Annotated in this window: 7 protein-coding genes; all 7 read left to right on the forward strand. The window is 62.4% G+C overall.

Annotation, left to right across the window (positions count from 1 at the left end; all coding sequences use genetic code 11):
- Positions 1 to 427 precede the first annotated feature (427 nt).
- The 7 genes from HWX32_RS01220 to HWX32_RS01245 all read left to right on the forward strand — a co-directional run bounded on the left by HWX32_RS01220 (position 428) and on the right by HWX32_RS01245 (position 16,354).
- Positions 428 to 2,569: a hypothetical protein gene (locus HWX32_RS01220; RefSeq protein WP_175934410.1), complete on the forward strand. Its 2,142-nt coding sequence runs from the start codon at positions 428 to 430 to the stop codon at positions 2,567 to 2,569.
- Positions 2,554 to 5,022: a putative Ig domain-containing protein gene (locus HWX32_RS01225; protein ID WP_175934411.1), complete on the forward strand. Its 2,469-nt coding sequence runs from the start codon at positions 2,554 to 2,556 to the stop codon at positions 5,020 to 5,022. The genes HWX32_RS01220 and HWX32_RS01225 overlap by 16 nt, the downstream gene beginning before the upstream one ends.
- Before the next feature lie 805 nt (positions 5,023 to 5,827).
- On the forward strand, positions 5,828 to 11,863 hold the full coding sequence (locus tag HWX32_RS01230; protein ID WP_175934412.1) for a YPDG domain-containing protein: 6,036 nt from the start codon (positions 5,828 to 5,830) through the stop codon (positions 11,861 to 11,863).
- Positions 11,864 to 11,875: 12 nt separating this feature from the next.
- Complete coding sequence (locus HWX32_RS11130) at positions 11,876 to 12,013, forward strand: hypothetical protein (protein WP_217702879.1); 138 nt, start codon at positions 11,876 to 11,878, stop codon at positions 12,011 to 12,013.
- Between the two features lie 117 nt (positions 12,014 to 12,130).
- Positions 12,131 to 13,189, forward strand: coding sequence for an ATP-grasp domain-containing protein (locus tag HWX32_RS01235; RefSeq protein WP_175934413.1), 1,059 nt, complete (start codon positions 12,131 to 12,133; stop codon positions 13,187 to 13,189).
- 603 nt (positions 13,190 to 13,792) lie between these two features.
- Complete coding sequence (gene pta, locus HWX32_RS01240) at positions 13,793 to 15,148, forward strand: phosphate acetyltransferase (RefSeq protein WP_175934414.1); 1,356 nt, start codon at positions 13,793 to 13,795, stop codon at positions 15,146 to 15,148.
- Positions 15,149 to 16,354, forward strand: coding sequence for an acetate kinase (locus HWX32_RS01245; RefSeq protein ID WP_175934415.1), 1,206 nt, complete (start codon positions 15,149 to 15,151; stop codon positions 16,352 to 16,354).
- The last annotated feature ends 30 nt before the right edge of the window (positions 16,355 to 16,384 follow it).

The following is a 16,384-nucleotide window of genomic DNA, read 5'->3' on the forward strand; positions in this document are numbered from 1 at the left end:
CGCGGGGTGGTGACGGGTCGGGGCAGCTCACGTGCGAGATTGTTGAACGATTTTTGGCGGCGGCTGTCCCGTTCGAGAGGCCGCAGCGTCTCGCGCTTGGCGGGTGTTGCGGCCGTGAATCGTCGCGGTTGAGCGCGGGGTGTGCGCGGGCGCCCGCTCAGTGAAATCTCATCAATCCGGGCGGCGAGGGCAGAGGGTTGCTGTTTGTCGTTTGAATAAACCCAGTTCGGAGGCATTTCCGTGCGGGTGTAGCATTTCTGCGTATTTCTTTAACGGATGTCGATTAAAGGAAATCCCAGGCATTGTCACAACTCTTTGACAGGCGTAGTGTTTTGCCTGTCAGACTTCTGCGACAGTTGTTCAACAATGTGGTTGTGGAAGAACTGCCGCCCCTCTTCTTTTCCACACTTTCTCGAAGGGAACTGCCTTGAAGAAGAACTACATCGCCCGCCGGCGCGGTACCTCCGTAGCCGCAGCGGCACTTTCCATTGCGCTTATCGCCCCGTTCGCGCAACCGGTTGCGTTTGCGGCGGACACGCCGAATGCGGTTACCCAGCCGGCAGCGGGTTCGGCTGACGACGAGACGAACAACCAGAACAACGCCATCAACGTCGACGCTTTCGACGAAGCGCTTTATGGCCAAAACGCGATCCAAAACGCGAACCAGTTGTCGTCCGCACAGGGTATCGCGAAAGATGTGATCTCCGGTCGCTACAACCAGCTGGTTAAACTTCCGGCCGGTCAGCTCACCGCGACGTACGACGGATGCCCCGCACCCCCGGAAGGCCAAAAGGTATACCTGCAGTGGTACGACACTGACGGCGCGGTCTCTCCGATCTACGTCACCCAGTCTCACAACGGCGTCCCCGGTATTGCTGGCACTGGTGGAGACGGCATCTTCGCGTTCAGGCTTCCCAAGTGGACCGACGGTGCTGGCAAAGAACACCACTACAGGGCTCTGACGGGACAGCGGTACCGCATTTGGACCGAGCCGTTCGACCACCCGGAAACCGGAAACCGGATGGTCCCGATGCGCGTTTCTCCTGGCGTTGCGCAGCGACGCTACGCTTTTGGGTCTGGTGACGGCACGGGCCAGTTCCCGGGCGCAGTCGGCACCAACGGCAACGTTCAGCGCAACGCTGTGTGGGTTATGGAAAAGCAGCTGCCCGGCGAGGACCGCTATATGCTGGCCCAGGATCCGGCGAAGATCACCCAAACTGGTCCGGATGATGTGCTCGCGCGGCCTGCGTCGCAAAATCTTGCTGGCGATTTCAAACCGGTATCTGGCCGAGTGTGGTTGGAAACCAACCAGAACCCTGCCCTCCTCCAGGGCCCGTTCGATACGGCGGAACCTGGTGCGGCAGGGTACAAGGTCTACACATCGTTCACCGACCCGAAGTACATCGCCGATTTCAAGAGGATCCGTAATGAACCCGCGCAGACTCGTTCCAAGCTGACGAAGGAATTCATCGAGCAGAACCCCGACGCGGTTGCCTTCACCGCAGTGGCTGAAACCAACAAGGACGGCTACTACACCCAGAAGGTGCCAAGCGACATCTTTGATGCTGCAAAGTACGGTATCGACGCCTACCGCAAGTCCTACATCTATTCGTGGGTTGAGTCGCCGACCGGTGAAATCGTGACCACCCACACGAACCAGTTTGAACCGGTCTTCGGGTACTGGATGGACTCGCAGCAATGGGCGTCGGGTGCCACTCCCGGGCCCGATCTCGGGTTCCCGAACCGCGTGTACAACTGGAACTTCGCAGTGATGCCGGACTTCCGGGCCGACATCACAATCACGAACTACAACACCACCGACAATCCCGCATTCGTAGGTGGTGCCCCTGCTCAGGCTGCGATCACGGGCGACTTCACGCCGGGCAACACCAAGGTTGTGTGGCGCGTCAACGGCAGTGAGAAGAAGAGCTGCGACATCGATAGCTCGGCCGATCTCAAGGGCTGCGAGACCTTCGATATCCCGGCTGACGCGAAGCAGGGTGACGTGGTGCAGGTCCAGCTGGTCACCGGAAACTCGGTCATCTCGGCGGATTCGTTTGTGATTCGCGAGGAATACCCGTTCTGGAACGACGTGAAGCGCCCGGTGCCGAAGGGTAACAGTTTTGAGGAGCTCATCGTTCCGATTCCGAACGCTGTGCCTGACGGGCAGGCGTGGAATTGGCCGGCGAACCTGGTCTTCGAAGTGCAGCGCAACGGGGAGACGCTCCGCCCCGCGTACGGCAGCAAGCCCGTGCCGAGCAATGCCTCGCAGGCGCCGACAGACGACAGCGACTACATGATCTACCTCGGCCCGAACCCGGGTGAAGCTGACGGCGGCTCGATTGCGTTCTTGCCGAACCCGGCGCTGGGTATCAAGGCCGGCGATGAGTTCGAGATCATCGCTCGCAACGGAAACAAGGAGTTCGACCGCGTCACTGTCCGCTACGTTGGCCAGTCGGACAGCTACGACCCTGGGTACGACACGGTGAGCACCCCGAAGGGCAAGCCGACGAAGTCGGGTAAACCGGTTTTCACTGATGCAAACGATAACGAGTGGATCCTTCGCTGAAGAACACCGACCCGTACGAGGTTGGCGGTGACCTTCCTGACGGTTACCTTTCCAAGGATTCCGTTGACGAGGTAGAGGCCCCTGGCGACTTCTACCTGGATCCGGAAACCGGCGAGATCACCCTCATCCCGGCGGACGACGCAGAGCCGAACTCCATCGTTTCCATTCCGGTGGTGGTGGCTTACGCGGACGGCACCACGGATACCATCAACGCACCTTTCGCTGTGGTGGACGCCACGGCGCAGGGATCGGTTCACGTGCACCCGCAGCGCGACGTCGTGACCACGGTGAACAAGCCGATCAAGCCGGTCTACATGCTGGTCGAAGTTGACCCTGACACACCGGAGCTGGTTGACACGGTCAAGATCACGGTGGATGGGTTGCCGGACGGTTTGGCGTACAACCCCGACACCCGCCAAATTGAAGGTACCCCGACGGAGCTGGGTGAGAGCACCGTTACTGTGACGGTTACCGCTGGCAAGGGTAGCGAGATGAAGGAAACGCAGCAGTTCCTCATTCGGGTTATCACCGCCGATGTCAACGACCTAGACGGTGACGGTCTTTCGGACGACGATGAGGAGAAGTACGGCACTGATCCGAGGAACCCGGACACCGACGGCGACGGTGTGACGGATGGTGAGGAAGTCAACCGCACGGACGACCAGGGGAACCCGGCACCAACTGATCCGAAGAACCCGGACACCGACGGCGACGGCCTCACCGACTTCGAGGAGAATCAGGTAGGCACCGATCCGAACGAGGCTGACACCGACGGCGACGGCCTGAAAGACGGCGACGAGGTCAAGGGCACGTTGACCGACGATAACCTCGACCCGGTGAAGGACGGCGATGGAAACGACATCACCTTCACCCCGACCGACCCGACGAAGGCTGACACCGACGGCGACGGCATCAATGACAAGGATGAGGTCACCGGTGAAGGCAACACGTTCGACGGCAAGCCAACCGACCCGACCAAGGCTGATACCGACGGCGACGGCGTGAACGACGGCGACGAGGTCAACCGCACGGACAAGGACGGCAACCCGGCCCCGACCGATCCCAACAACCCGGACACCGACGGCGACGGCCGCACCGACGGCCAGGAGCAGCGCGACGGCACCGACCCGCTGGATCCGAAGGACTACAAGGGCGAGGACTCCGACCGCGACGGTCTCTCCGACAAGGAAGAAAACGACGGCACCCTCAACCCGTTCGGTCCGCCGACCGAGAACCCCGACGGCACCAAGACCTCGAACCCGAAGAAGGACGACGAGCCCAATGGTGCCCCGACCGACCCGGGCAACCGCGACTCCGACGGTGACGGCATTTCGGACGGCGAGGAGCTGACCCGCAAGGACAAGGACGGCAACCTGGCGCCGACGGATCCGAACAACCCGGACACCGACGGCGACGGTATCTCGGACGGCCAGGAGCAGCGCGACGGCACGGACCCGCTGGATCCGAAGGACAACAAGAAGGACTCGGACGACGACGGCCTGACGGACAACGAGGAGAACTCCGGCTCGAAGAACCCGTGGGGCGAGCCGACGGTCAACCCGGACGGCTCCAAGACCTCCAACCCGAAGGGGGACGGCGAGCCCAACGGCGCCCCGACCGACCCGAACAAGGCGGACACGGACGGCGACGGCGTCACCGACGGCCAGGAGATCATCGACGGCACCGACCCGAACAACCCGGACACCGACGGCGACGGCGTCACCGACGGCCAAGAGAAGCTCGACGGCACCGACCCGCTGGACAACGGCTCCTTCAACAACAAGCTCACGCTGGTTGTGGGGAAGGACTACACGGGGATCGTCGGCAAGCAAATTGCTCCGATCACGATCGAGACGAACGGTGAGTTCACCAAGGACGATGTGAAGGGCCTGCCGGAAGGTCTTGAGGTCACCGACATCAAGACGGAGAACGGCAAGACCACCGGCCGCATTACGGGCACTCCGAAGACGGAGGGCCAGTTCACGGTGACGATCACCGCGAAGCGCGCGACCCCTGCGGGCACGACGGAGACAGTGTCCTCGGACGTGAACTTCAACGTGGCGAAGGGTATCGACGAAGGCCGTTGCATCGCCGCTTCCCTCGGCTTCGGTTTGCCGCTGCTGGCGCTGCTTCCGATCGGCTTGGCCACCCAGATGGCCATCCCGGGTCTGACACCGGTGGTGGAGCAGTTCTCGGTGCAGCTTGAGCAGGTGAACGCGAACATCCAGCGTCAGCTGGGCATCTTCAACCCGCAGACGGCGTCGCAGGTTGCGGAGATGAACGCGCAGCTGCGCAAGGTGGGCCTGAGTGTGGCTCAAGTCGGCGCTGGTCTGGCGATGCTCGCCGCCGGCATCCTCGCCGGCACCGTCATCTACGACAGCTGCAAGCCGGGCGGCCCGACCTGGTTCAGCTCGAGCGCCCGCACGGAGGGTTCCTCCACTCCGCGGCAGTAACCGGTAAGGCGCTCTAAGGCCGTCGCCCCGTTCGCGGGGTGGCGGCCTTTGGCGCTTTTGCTTATCGACGTTTCCCCGTCCCCTACCGTGAACACAACCGCTGCCCGCCCCCGTGGGGCTCTTGGGATCGACGTTTTCAGGGCAACTAGTTCGCTAGGCGGCACGTGCCGCTATCTCCCAGTGCGGGAGTAAGGGGCGTTCGCTTATCGACGCCCCGGTTGCCCCCAAACCCTCAGAAAACCCTGAATCCAATCCTGCGTGACTAATTCCACAAAAGTATTTCTTTCTGCCACTCGGGCTGCCATTCGTGGGCTGGCACTAACTCTCCCTGTGTGCTGTGCCACTATCGCGGCGCCTTGTCTGCCAGAGCGCTTCCTGCGCACTTTTTGCCGGCCACCTCAAAACCCCTGCTTGCGGGCGTGGCGGGGGATCGTTGAACAATCGGGCGGAAATCCCGCCGCAATTCGCCGTCTCTGGCGTCGCCTAAGGGTTAATTTTGGCGCTAAAAGGATCTTCCTCTACGTACTTCTCTTTGACGAATGTGAACAAAGGTGCCCAACTTCGTCCCTTTTCAGCCTAGTTCAGCGCCCGTTTGCGCAGTTAAACACGCCTTTCAGAACCTGCGAAATTTCTTGCATCTGTCCAACTGTGCAGCTCTCATGTGATTTTTATCGTTGAGCTCCCTGGGCTGCCTGTCTACTCTGTAGGTATTCGCTCCGCGTCGGATTGGATCAGATTGTTCAACATTGCGGTTCGCTGGAGCGGAGCGTCCATATGTCTTGGAATTTTCTCGGAGGAAATTTTCGTGAAGAAGAATTACATCGCGCGTCGCCGCGGCACTTCTGTTGCTGCTGCGGCGTTGTCGTTTGCGTTGGTGGCGCCGTTTGCGTCTCCGGTGGCTGGTGCGCAGGAGAACGGGGGGGCTGGCACGGTTGAAGCTGCAGACGCTGCGACGCCGGAGCAGACCGACCCGGATAAGAAGGCGCAGGCTGACACCCTTGATGAGGGTACGTTGGATGATTATGACCCGAAGACGAACCCGTCGGGGTGGACCCACGCGTACTGGGTGCCGGGCAAGCAGCAAGGCCCGACTCAGCCGAAGTTGCTTGAGGATGGCACCTATGATGTCGACGCGATTGCGTCGGGCCAGATCACGCGCGGCGGGCAGCTGACTACGTGGACTGGCGCGGGCTATGACGTGGTGTCGGGTCGTGCAACGATTGTCAATCCGCGTTTCGGCGGCCAGTTGACGGCGGTGTACCCGGGGTTTGAGTCGATTCCGGATAATATCCCGGTGCGGTTCCAGTGGATTGACGACGATGGTGCGGTCTCTCCGGTGTACACGGCGCAAACGCACGATCTGCCTGGGCTTGGTGCCCAGGGTGGTGCGTATGCGTTTGCGGTGCCGCAGTGGATTGACGCAACCGGTAAGAAGCACCGGTTTAGGGCGGCGTTGGGGCAGAAGTTCCGCATCTGGTTCGAGCCGGATGTCAACCCGGATACGGGCAATAAGCTTGTGCCGTTGCGTAACGCTCCGGGTATGGTGCCCCAGGCGTTCTCGAACACCGGTAACGGCGACCTGCTCGGTGAGTTCGGTGGCGCCGTGAACCTCAACGGCAATATGACGAAGACGGCGGTGTGGGCGTACGAGCTGCCGACGTCAGGTAAGGCCGGTAACGAGAACTACATGCTGGCTACGGGTGAGCGGTTCTACGAGGATAACCAGGGCCCGATTAAGAACCCGACGGCGCACATGAACCAGACGTTCGGTGCGGATACGCCGTATGCAGGCCAGATCGTTAAGCGCACGGTGTCTGGCAAGGTGTGGTTGGAAAACGGCAACGAGCGCCAGCTGTTTAGCGGTGCGACGGCGACGGGGAATGCGCCGGCGAAGGGCTACCGGGTGTTCGCGTCGGCGTTGACGGATGAGGGTGCGAAGCAGTACGACGCTGAGGTGGGCACGTTGCCGCCTGATCAACGTGATGAGGCGACGAAGGCGTTTATCGAGCGTAACCCGCAGTTCCTTGCGGGTACGGTGTCTGGCCCGGTGGCTGATAACGGCGAGTACACGCTGCGGTTCCCGGAGGCGATTTTCGCCAACAACTTCGAGGCTGCGCTTTCGGACGAGTTCCAAAACCACCTGTACATGTGGGTTGAGGATGAGAACGAGAAGGTGGTGCCGACCTACTCCACATTCACTCAGCCGGTGTTCCAGAACCCGCGCAACAACCTGCAGTGGGCCCCGACGGTGGATCCGCGCCACAACAACGCGTTTTCGCGTTCGCGTTTTGACAGTGTGAATTTCGCGGTGGTGCCGAATACCGACATTGAGTTGGAGATCACCAACTACGACACGCTTGAGCGTCCGGCGAAGCCGGGTAGTGTGGCGCGGTTGAAGTTGAAGGGTGATTTGCCGAAGACGGATAACTTCATCGAGTGGCGCGATGCGAATAACCGTGTGTTGAAGCGTTGCGCGGTGACGCCTCCGGGTACCGCTGACGCGGATTTGAACGGGTGCGATTGGTTTAGGGTGCCTGATGATGTCAACCGGACGGGTAAGTTCTTTACCGCGGTGTTGACCAACGGCGCGAACGAGATCGCGGCGGATTCGTTCGTGGTGGTCATTGAGGGCCCGGCGTGGGGTGATACCCGCCAGACCCCGGGTAAGGATGCAGTGACGCTTCCGAACATCGGTGAGAAGGCCAATGACCGGGCGAAGACGCCGCAGGGCTTGCCGGAGCCGCCGGTGTTTGTGCTGAAGGATAAAGACGGCAACGAGATCACCGACCCGGAGCAGTACCTGACGTGGGATGAGAAGACCGGTGATATCACGTTCACCCCGGCGGATGCGTTGAGCACCAATGACGGGGACCGCTACACCGTGGAGGTGTACCGTCTGGTCGATAAGCTCGACGAGGACGGCAACAAGATCCCGCTGGATAACTCGCAGAACCCTCAGTACGAGAAGACCGAGGAGTTCATCGACGACGCGACGATTTACTACCTGGGTGTGGCGAATGATTTCGCACCGGAGTACCCGGGCTACATCTACCCGTTCCCGAGCAGCGAGGGTACATGGAGTAAGTCCAGCACTGATGCTGACGGTAACCAGTTGCGTCCGAAGTTCTACAAGTCGGACGCGGACGGCAACCCGGTTGTCGACGAAAGCGGCAACCGCGTCGAGGTTGCGCGGAATCAGGCGCAGCTGGCGCAGGAGAAGAACGACAATGGTGTTGAGGTCGCCCCGTTTAGGATCGACGTGGACAACTTGCCTGAGTTCTGGATGGTCGGGGATGAGCAGATCCCGGCGAACTGGAACGTCAAGGCAGACGGGCAGGTTAGCCAGCCGGGCGATGTCTCGGTGCGAAACGACGGTTGGGTGACGTTTATCCCTGGTGCGCAGGGCGTGACCAACGATGCGGCTGATGCGGGTAAGCGTGCCGAGTTGAAGGAGAAGCTTGGTGGTGCGTCTGCGCAGGTGCCGGTGATTGTCACCTACAAGGACGGGTCTGAGGACCGGGTGTGGGTTGATTTGTTCCTGCAGAACAAGTTGACGGACCGCTACGACCTCGCGTACGACGCGAAGGTTGCCGAGCCGGATCAAGAGGTGACGATTGATCCGGTGGTGACTGAACGCGACGGCAAGAAGGTTAATGTGCCGGATCGTTCCAAGTTCGCGTTGAAGGCGGATGAAAATGGTGACCCGTTCACCGCGCCTGAGGGCTACACCGTCAAGGTTGATCCCAAGACGGGTGTGGTCACGGTGACCACCCCTGCTAACGCGACGGCTGACACGGTTGAGCAGTTCGATGTGCCGGTGGTGATCACCTACGACGATGGGTCGACTGATGAGGCGAATGCCCGGGTGCAGCTCGACACCGACGGTGATGGTATCCCGGATGTCGAGGACGACGACGACGATAACGATGGTGTGCCCGATGGCCAGGAGGCCATCGACGGCACGAACCCGAAGGATCCGAAGGATTTCAAGGAGCGTGGTCTCTACGAGCCGCGGTACACCCCGGCTGATGGTCGTGCCGGTGGCGAGGTGACGATCGCGGCGCCGGAGTTTACTGATTCGCGCACACCTGGTCAGGCTGTGGACAACCCGGGTGCGAAGTTCTCCGCGCCTGGGGAGGTCAGCGGTGCGAAGGTCACTGTCAACCCGGATACGGGTGAGGTGAAGGTCACGGTGCCGGAGGGTGCTAAGACTGGTGACCGTATCGATGTGCCGGTGACGGTGACGTACCAGGATGGTTCGACCGATGAGGTTGTGGCGCGTGTGAACGTGACGAACCAGGCCGATCAGTTCGACCCGTCGTACGGGGAGCCGAAGACGATCAAGCCGGGTAAGTCCGAGGTTGCGCACCCGGGCAACACGCCGGAGGGCACCACGTTCGCGCCGGCTGACGAGTTTGAGGTGCCTGAGGGCTACACCGTTGTGGTGGATCCGCAGACCGGTAAGGTCACCGTGACTGCACCGGAGAAGCCGACGGCGGATACGGCTGAAGAGGTCAAGGTGCCGGTCGTGGTGACCTACCCGGATGGTACGTCTGAGAGGGTCGAGGTGGTCTTCCAGCTCGACACCGACGGCGACGGCATCCCGGATGTCGAGGACGACGACGATGATAACGACGGTGTCTCCGACGAGGACGAGGAGAAGGCCGGTTCGAATCCGAAGAACAAGAATTCGATTCCAGCAACCAAGCTGACCCCGGCAACCCCCGGAAACACCGACGGCAACAACAACGGTGGGGACGGCAACACCGGTGACAACACTAACAACGACACCGCGAAGAAGCCGACGTCTGTTGATGAGTCGAGTGTTGAGACTGTGAAGCCGACTGACGACGAGCAGCCGACTGGCATCAAGGTCAACGATAAGGACGGTGATACGAAGATCACCGCAACCGATGAGGACGGCAACAACATTCCGGTCCGCATCGATGATGACGGCAAGGTTTTCGTCACCCCGGGTGAGGGTGTCGATGGCCCGATTACGGTTGTGATCACTGATCCGGACCTGCCGGGCGGCAAGGCTGAGATCCTTGTGCCTGTCGAGGGCCACGAGGAGGGTCGCGACGATAACGACTCCAACACCTCTGTGGATTCGTCGAACGTGAACGAGGTTCAGCGGACCGACGACGAGCAGAACACCGGCGTGAAGGTCAACAACCCGACCCAAGAGACCGAAGTCGATGCGTTCGACGAGGACGGCAAGAAGATTCCGGTCCGCATCGATGAGGACGGCAACGTTCTGGTCATCCCGGGCACCGATGTCGATGGTCCGATCACGGTTATCGTGAAGGATCCGTCCCTGCCTGGCGGCCAGACCGAGGTGAAGGTCCCGGTTGTTGGTCACGAGGAGAACAAGGACGACAACGGAAACGGCAACCCGGGCACCAACCCGGTTTCGGTGGATGATTCCAACGTCAACACGCTTGATCCGAATGATGATTCGTCGCAGGACACCGGCATCGTCGTAAAGAACCCGACCGACAAGACCACGGTCGAGGCGAAGGATGAGGACGGCAACGATGTCTTCGTCGAGATTGATGGTGACGGCAAGATCAGCGTGAACCCGACGAAGGATTCCGACGGCAATGACATTGACGTTGATGGTCCGGTGACGGTGATTGTGAAGGATCCGAACCTGCCGGGCGGCCAGCGCACCATTGTGGTTCCGGTTGAGGGCCACGCTGACGGCCGCGACGATAACTTCTCGGATGCGAAGCCGAACTTCGGCGGTCAGCGCACCGAGGTCAAGCCTGACGGCAAGGGCACGAGCCGTGACCCGTTCCAGGGCAAGGACGTCAAGATCGACAAGGCGACGATCACCGACGGCGACGCTTCGAAGGGCGGCTGGAAGTTCGAGGTCGATGAGAAGACTGGTGTTGTCACCGGTACTGCGCCGAAGACCGACGAGCTGCGTCAGCTGTTCGACCGCGAGTTCAAGAACAACCAGCCGAAGGACTGGAACGACTTCGTCAAGCGCTTCAAGAACACCGGCCAGCCGGATGTCGATGTGACGTTCGACTTCCCGGGTAACCGTGGCGACGAGACGGCGACCGCCGGCTTCGACCTGATTGGTCAGGACGGCAAGTCCATCTTCGACCCGAACGGCGACTTCGACGGCGACGGTAAGAGCAACTTTGACGAACTGTTCGGCGACGGTGTGGATTGGTCGAAGAACACTCCGAACCCGTTTGGCCCGCAGGCAACCTTGCAGTTCGAGGGCAACGGTAAGAATGTTGTCGCCGACGGTGAACCGCACATTGTGGGCAAGGTTAACCTTCCCGCCGGTACCACTGGAACGATTGAAGGTATTCCGGGGTCCAAGGTTGAAGTTGATGAGAACGGCAATGTTTCCGTTACCGTGCCGGACAACTACATCCAGCCGGATGGAGATGCAATCTGGGGCCGAATCGTCTTCCCGGGTGTCGATCTTGGCGATGCCAGGGTTCGCATCGTTGGCAAGGTGAACGTCGGCAAGTGCATCGCCTCCAGCGTTGGCTTCGGTCTCCCGCTGCTCGCGCTGATCCCGCTGGGTCTGGCGATCACCGTTGGCCTGCCGGGTCTGGAGCCGCAGATCAAGCAGTTCAACAAGGTCATCGAGGACGCGAACACCTCGCTGCAGCGTCAGCTGGGCATCTTCAACCCGGAGATGGCCCGCCAGGCTGCGGAGGTCAACGCCCAGCTCAAGCAGGTCGGCATGAACCTGCTCACGGGCGCCGGCATCCTCCTGCTGATCCCGCTGGCTGTCGGTGGTGCGTTCAGCATCGCGAATGGCTGCACCCCAGGCGGTCTGAGCGAGGCCTTCGGTTCGTCCGATAACAGCTAGCCTCCCCGCTTAATGCCCCTTCCTCCTACGTGGAGGAGGGGGCATTTCGCTGATCTGCGGTCACCCACTCAGCTTGGCGTTTCTGCCGGCGGCGCCGTGGCCACCGGCTTCGGCTGGTGGTACAGCAACGGCGGCCAGCTGCCGTTCTAGCCCGGCACCCGCAGCGGCCCGTGCGAGCGGGTATGGCGCCGCCGCCTGCTTCCCCGGTGAGGGGAGGGGGCGGCGGCGTTCGTGCGTCGTGAAGCAAATGTGCGATAATCCAAGGTCATGACCGAACCTACGAATCGGCGCGTGCTCATCCTCGGCGAGGGCACGGTGGCCGAGGAGCTGGCAGACGCCTACCGGCACCTGGGGCTCGAACCGGTGCTGGGCACCCTCGAAGATGCAGCGGAGCTGCGGCCGGCGGCTATCGTCACCACTGATGCTTCCGCGCCGGTAGACCGGCTGGTGGTGGCGGGGGAGGAGTCGGGTGCGGTTGTGGTGCCGTCGATAAGCGCATGCGAAATCACCACCAACCGCGAGACCATCCGCACCAAAGCCACCGAAGAGCTGGGCCTTCCCACCCTCGAGCACGAATTCGTGCGCACACCGGCGGAGCTGGAGGCGGCGATTGAGCGCATCGGGTACCCGTGCGTGTTCAAGCCGTTGCAATCCTCGAACGGGGTGGGACAGACGGTGATCCGCTCCACGCAAGACCTCGCCGAAGCCTGGGGCGCGGCGCGCAACGCCGACCAGCAGGACGGCGGGGTGGTGGAGCGCTACCTGGAGGCGGACCAGGAGATCACCATCATCACCGCGCGCTCCATCGACCCCGCGACCGGACGGCTGGCCACGTGGTTCTGCGAGCCCATCGGCACCCGCCACGAGCGCGGCCGGCTTGTGGAGGCCTGGCAGCCCGCGCCCATCTCCGAAGCCGCCATGGATAACGCCCGCTCCATCGCCGCGCGCATCACCGGCGCGCTGGATTGCTGCGGCGCACACGCCATCGAGCTGTTCGTCGACGGCGAGGAGGTCTACTTCTCCCAGGTCATCCCGCGCCCCTCGCGCCTGGGCATGGTCAAGCTCGCTACCCAGCGGTTGGATCAGTTCGCGCTGCACGCGAGGGCGTCGATGCAATTGCCTATCGACGTCACCCTCACCTCCCCCGGCGCCGCCCTCATCGTCCCGCGCACCGGTGCCGTGCCGAGGGATGCGCTCGCCGCGGCCCTGGCCGTGGAGGAAACGCAGGTGCGCATGATCCCGGACGCCACAGTGATCCTATCCACCGCGGACACGACGGAGGAGGCGCGCGAGCGGGCGGCCCGTGCTGCCGCGGCCCTGGGGTAGGGCTGGTTGTGCGCTGCGCGGCTGATTGTGCGCTGGTCGGGTGGTTGTGCGCTGGGCGGGTGGTTGATGGCGCATTTTCGACTGCAGTCCCCTGTGTTCGGGCTGGCTACCCCTCTCAACCATGCCAGCCCGAATCGGGGTCTACCGGCCCGCGTTGTCTCACTAGACCCCGATGCAAGAAACCGGGATAGCTACTGCTGTTTTCCCAGTTTGGATGTACAGACAAGCAATCGAGGTCTACCGGGTTGCTTTGTGGCGCTAGACCTCGATGCTGCGGTAGACCTCGATGCTGGAGTACCGCATATTTGCGCTGGCGAACAAGAGCTCAGCGCACCAGGGGCTGTAAAAGGCCAGGTCGCAATTTTTCTTGAGCTCTTGTTTCGCTTTGAGCTCTTGCCCGACAAAGGGGCGGGCGGCCCCACCTAGTCCGTGCCGAGCGCAACGCGGACCAGGTGAGCAGCATAGTGTTTAGGACTGTCGCGAATGCACGGTCCGCTTGATCTAGGCCACATTTTTCGGCGCGCGGGGCAGTTTTCACGCCGGTACAATGGTCACTGTTTTGCCGAACGCTCTTCGACGCAACTGTTTACGAAAGGTGACGCAATGTCTCAATCCCTGTTAGTAACCCTGGCGAACCGCACGTTCGACGGTCTGGACCTGGACGGCCTGGCTGGCCGCTTGAACCTCCCGCTTACTCGCGTTGAGGGTGACAATGTGGCGGAGGTGTACAACTCGGGCCAGATCTCGCAGGACGCGGCGCTGATTGTGGGTACCGGCGATTACAACTTCGACGCGGAGCTCGCGGCTGCCCTCGGCGCCCCGGTGCTTGTGGTGGCGGGCGACGCCGAGGTGGCGAAGCTGGCGCAGCGCCGCATCGAGCAGCAGGGCGCAACTGTTGCCGCAACGGTGACGGATGCGGAGCTGGAGAACATCGATACCGCGCAGCTGCAGGGCGCCGAGGCGCGCCAGGTGATGAGCCCGACGGTGTTCGAGCGCCAGCTCATCGAGCAGGCGAAGGCCGCCGGCTCGCACATCGTCCTGCCGGAGGGCGAGGACGACCGTATCCTGCAGGCCGCTGACCAGCTGCTCAAGGGCGACGTTGCGGAGATCACCATCCTGGGCGACGTGGACGACATGAACCGTCGCGCGGCCGACCTTGGCCTGGACCTCAGTAAGGCGCACCTGGTCAACCACCTCGAGTCGGAGCTGCTGGAGGAGTTCGCGGCGGACTTCGCCGAGCTGCGCAAGAAGAAGGGCGTGACCATCGACGAGGCGCGCGAGACCATGAAGGACGTCTCCTACTTCGGCACGATGATGGTGCACAAGGGCATTGCCGACGGCATGGTGTCCGGCGCGGCCCACACGACGGCGCACACGATTAAGCCTTCGTTCCAGATCATCAAGACCGCCCCGGGCGCTTCCGTGGTGTCCTCCATCTTCCTCATGGTGATGCAGGACCGCCTGTGGGCGTTCGGCGACTGTGCGGTGAACCCGAACCCGACCGCGGAGCAGATCGGCGAGATCGCAGCGGTGTCGGCGAAGACGGCGGCGCAGTTCGGCATCGACCCGAAGGTGGCCGTCCTGTCCTACTCCACGGGCACCTCGGGCACTGGCCCGGACGTGGACCGTGCGGTTGAGGCCACCGCGAAGGCGAAGGAGCTCGCACCGGACGTGGCCATCGACGGCCCGCTGCAGTTCGACGCGGCGTGCGACCCGGGCGTGGGCAAGAAGAAGGCCCCGGATTCCCCGGTTGCGGGCGAGGCCACCGTGTACATCTTCCCGGACCTGGAGGCTGGCAACGCGGGCTACAAGATCGCGCAGCGCACCGGCGGCGCTCTTGCCATCGGCCCGGTGCTGCAGGGCCTGAACAAGCCGGTCAACGACCTCTCGCGCGGCGCGACCGTGCCGGACATCGTGAACACCGTCGCCATCACCGCTATTCAGGCAGGAGTGAAGTAAATGTCCTACGTTCTCGTCATTAACTCGGGTTCGTCCTCGATCAAATTCCAGATCGTCGACCCGACCGCGGACGCGTCGCAGGACCCGTTCGTCTCCGGTCTTGTCGAGCAGATCGGCGAACCGACCGGTCGCATCACCGTCAAGCATGACGGCCAGAAGTATGTGGTGCAGAAGGCGGTGCCCACGCACGGTATCGGTCTGCAGGAGACATTCAAGCTTCTCGACGCTAAAGGCATCGGCCCCACCCAACTCGACATCATCGCCGCTGGCCACCGCGTGGTCCACGGCGGCATGATCTTCTCCGAGCCGGAGCTGATCGTGGACCCGGTGGTGGAGCAGATCCGCGACCTCATCCCGCTGGCGCCGCTGCACAACCCGGCGAACATCGACGGCATCGAGGTGGCGCGTAAGCTGCTGCCGAACATCCCGCACGTCGCCGTGTTCGATACCGGTTTCTTCCGCGACCTGCCGCCGGCCGCCGCGCTGTACGCCATCAACGCTGAGGTGGCGTCGCAGAACCTGATTCGCCGCTACGGTTTCCACGGCACCTCCCACGAGTTCGTCTCCTCGCAGGTGCCGGAGCTCATCGGCCGGGACCCGCTGCACACCCGCCAGATCGTGCTGCACCTGGGCAACGGTGCGTCCGCCTCGGCTGTGGAAAACGGCCACCCGATTGACACCTCGATGGGTCTCACCCCGCTCGCTGGCCTGGTCATGGGTACCCGTTCGGGCGACATCGACCCGGGCATCATCTTCCACCTGTACCGCCAGGGCGGGCTGTCTATCGACGAGATCGATGCGCTGCTCAACCGCCAGTCCGGCGTGAAGGGCCTGTCGGGCGTGAACGACTTCCGCGAGCTGCGCACCATGATTGAGAACGAGGATGAAAACGCCTGGTTGGCGTACAACGTGTACATCAACCAGCTGCGCCGCTTCATCGGCTCCTACATGATCGAGCTTGGCCGCGTGGACGCCATCACCTTCACTGCCGGTGTGGGTGAGAACGACAAGTTCGTCCGCGCAGACGCGCTGGACAACCTGAAGATGTACGGCATCGAGATCGACCCGGAGAAGAACGACCTGCCGAACGACGGCCCGCGCATCATCTCCACCGACGAGTCCAAGACGAAGGTCCTCGTCGTCCCGACGAACGAGGAGCTGGCCATCGCGCAGAAAGCCGCTGCCGTCGCCGCCCGCGAGGCTTAACAGCTCCCGGGCGCTACCCGGTGACTACCC

Source organism: Corynebacterium sp. Marseille-P4321 (assembly GCF_903645305.1).
GTDB lineage: Bacteria > Actinomycetota > Actinomycetes > Mycobacteriales > Mycobacteriaceae > Corynebacterium.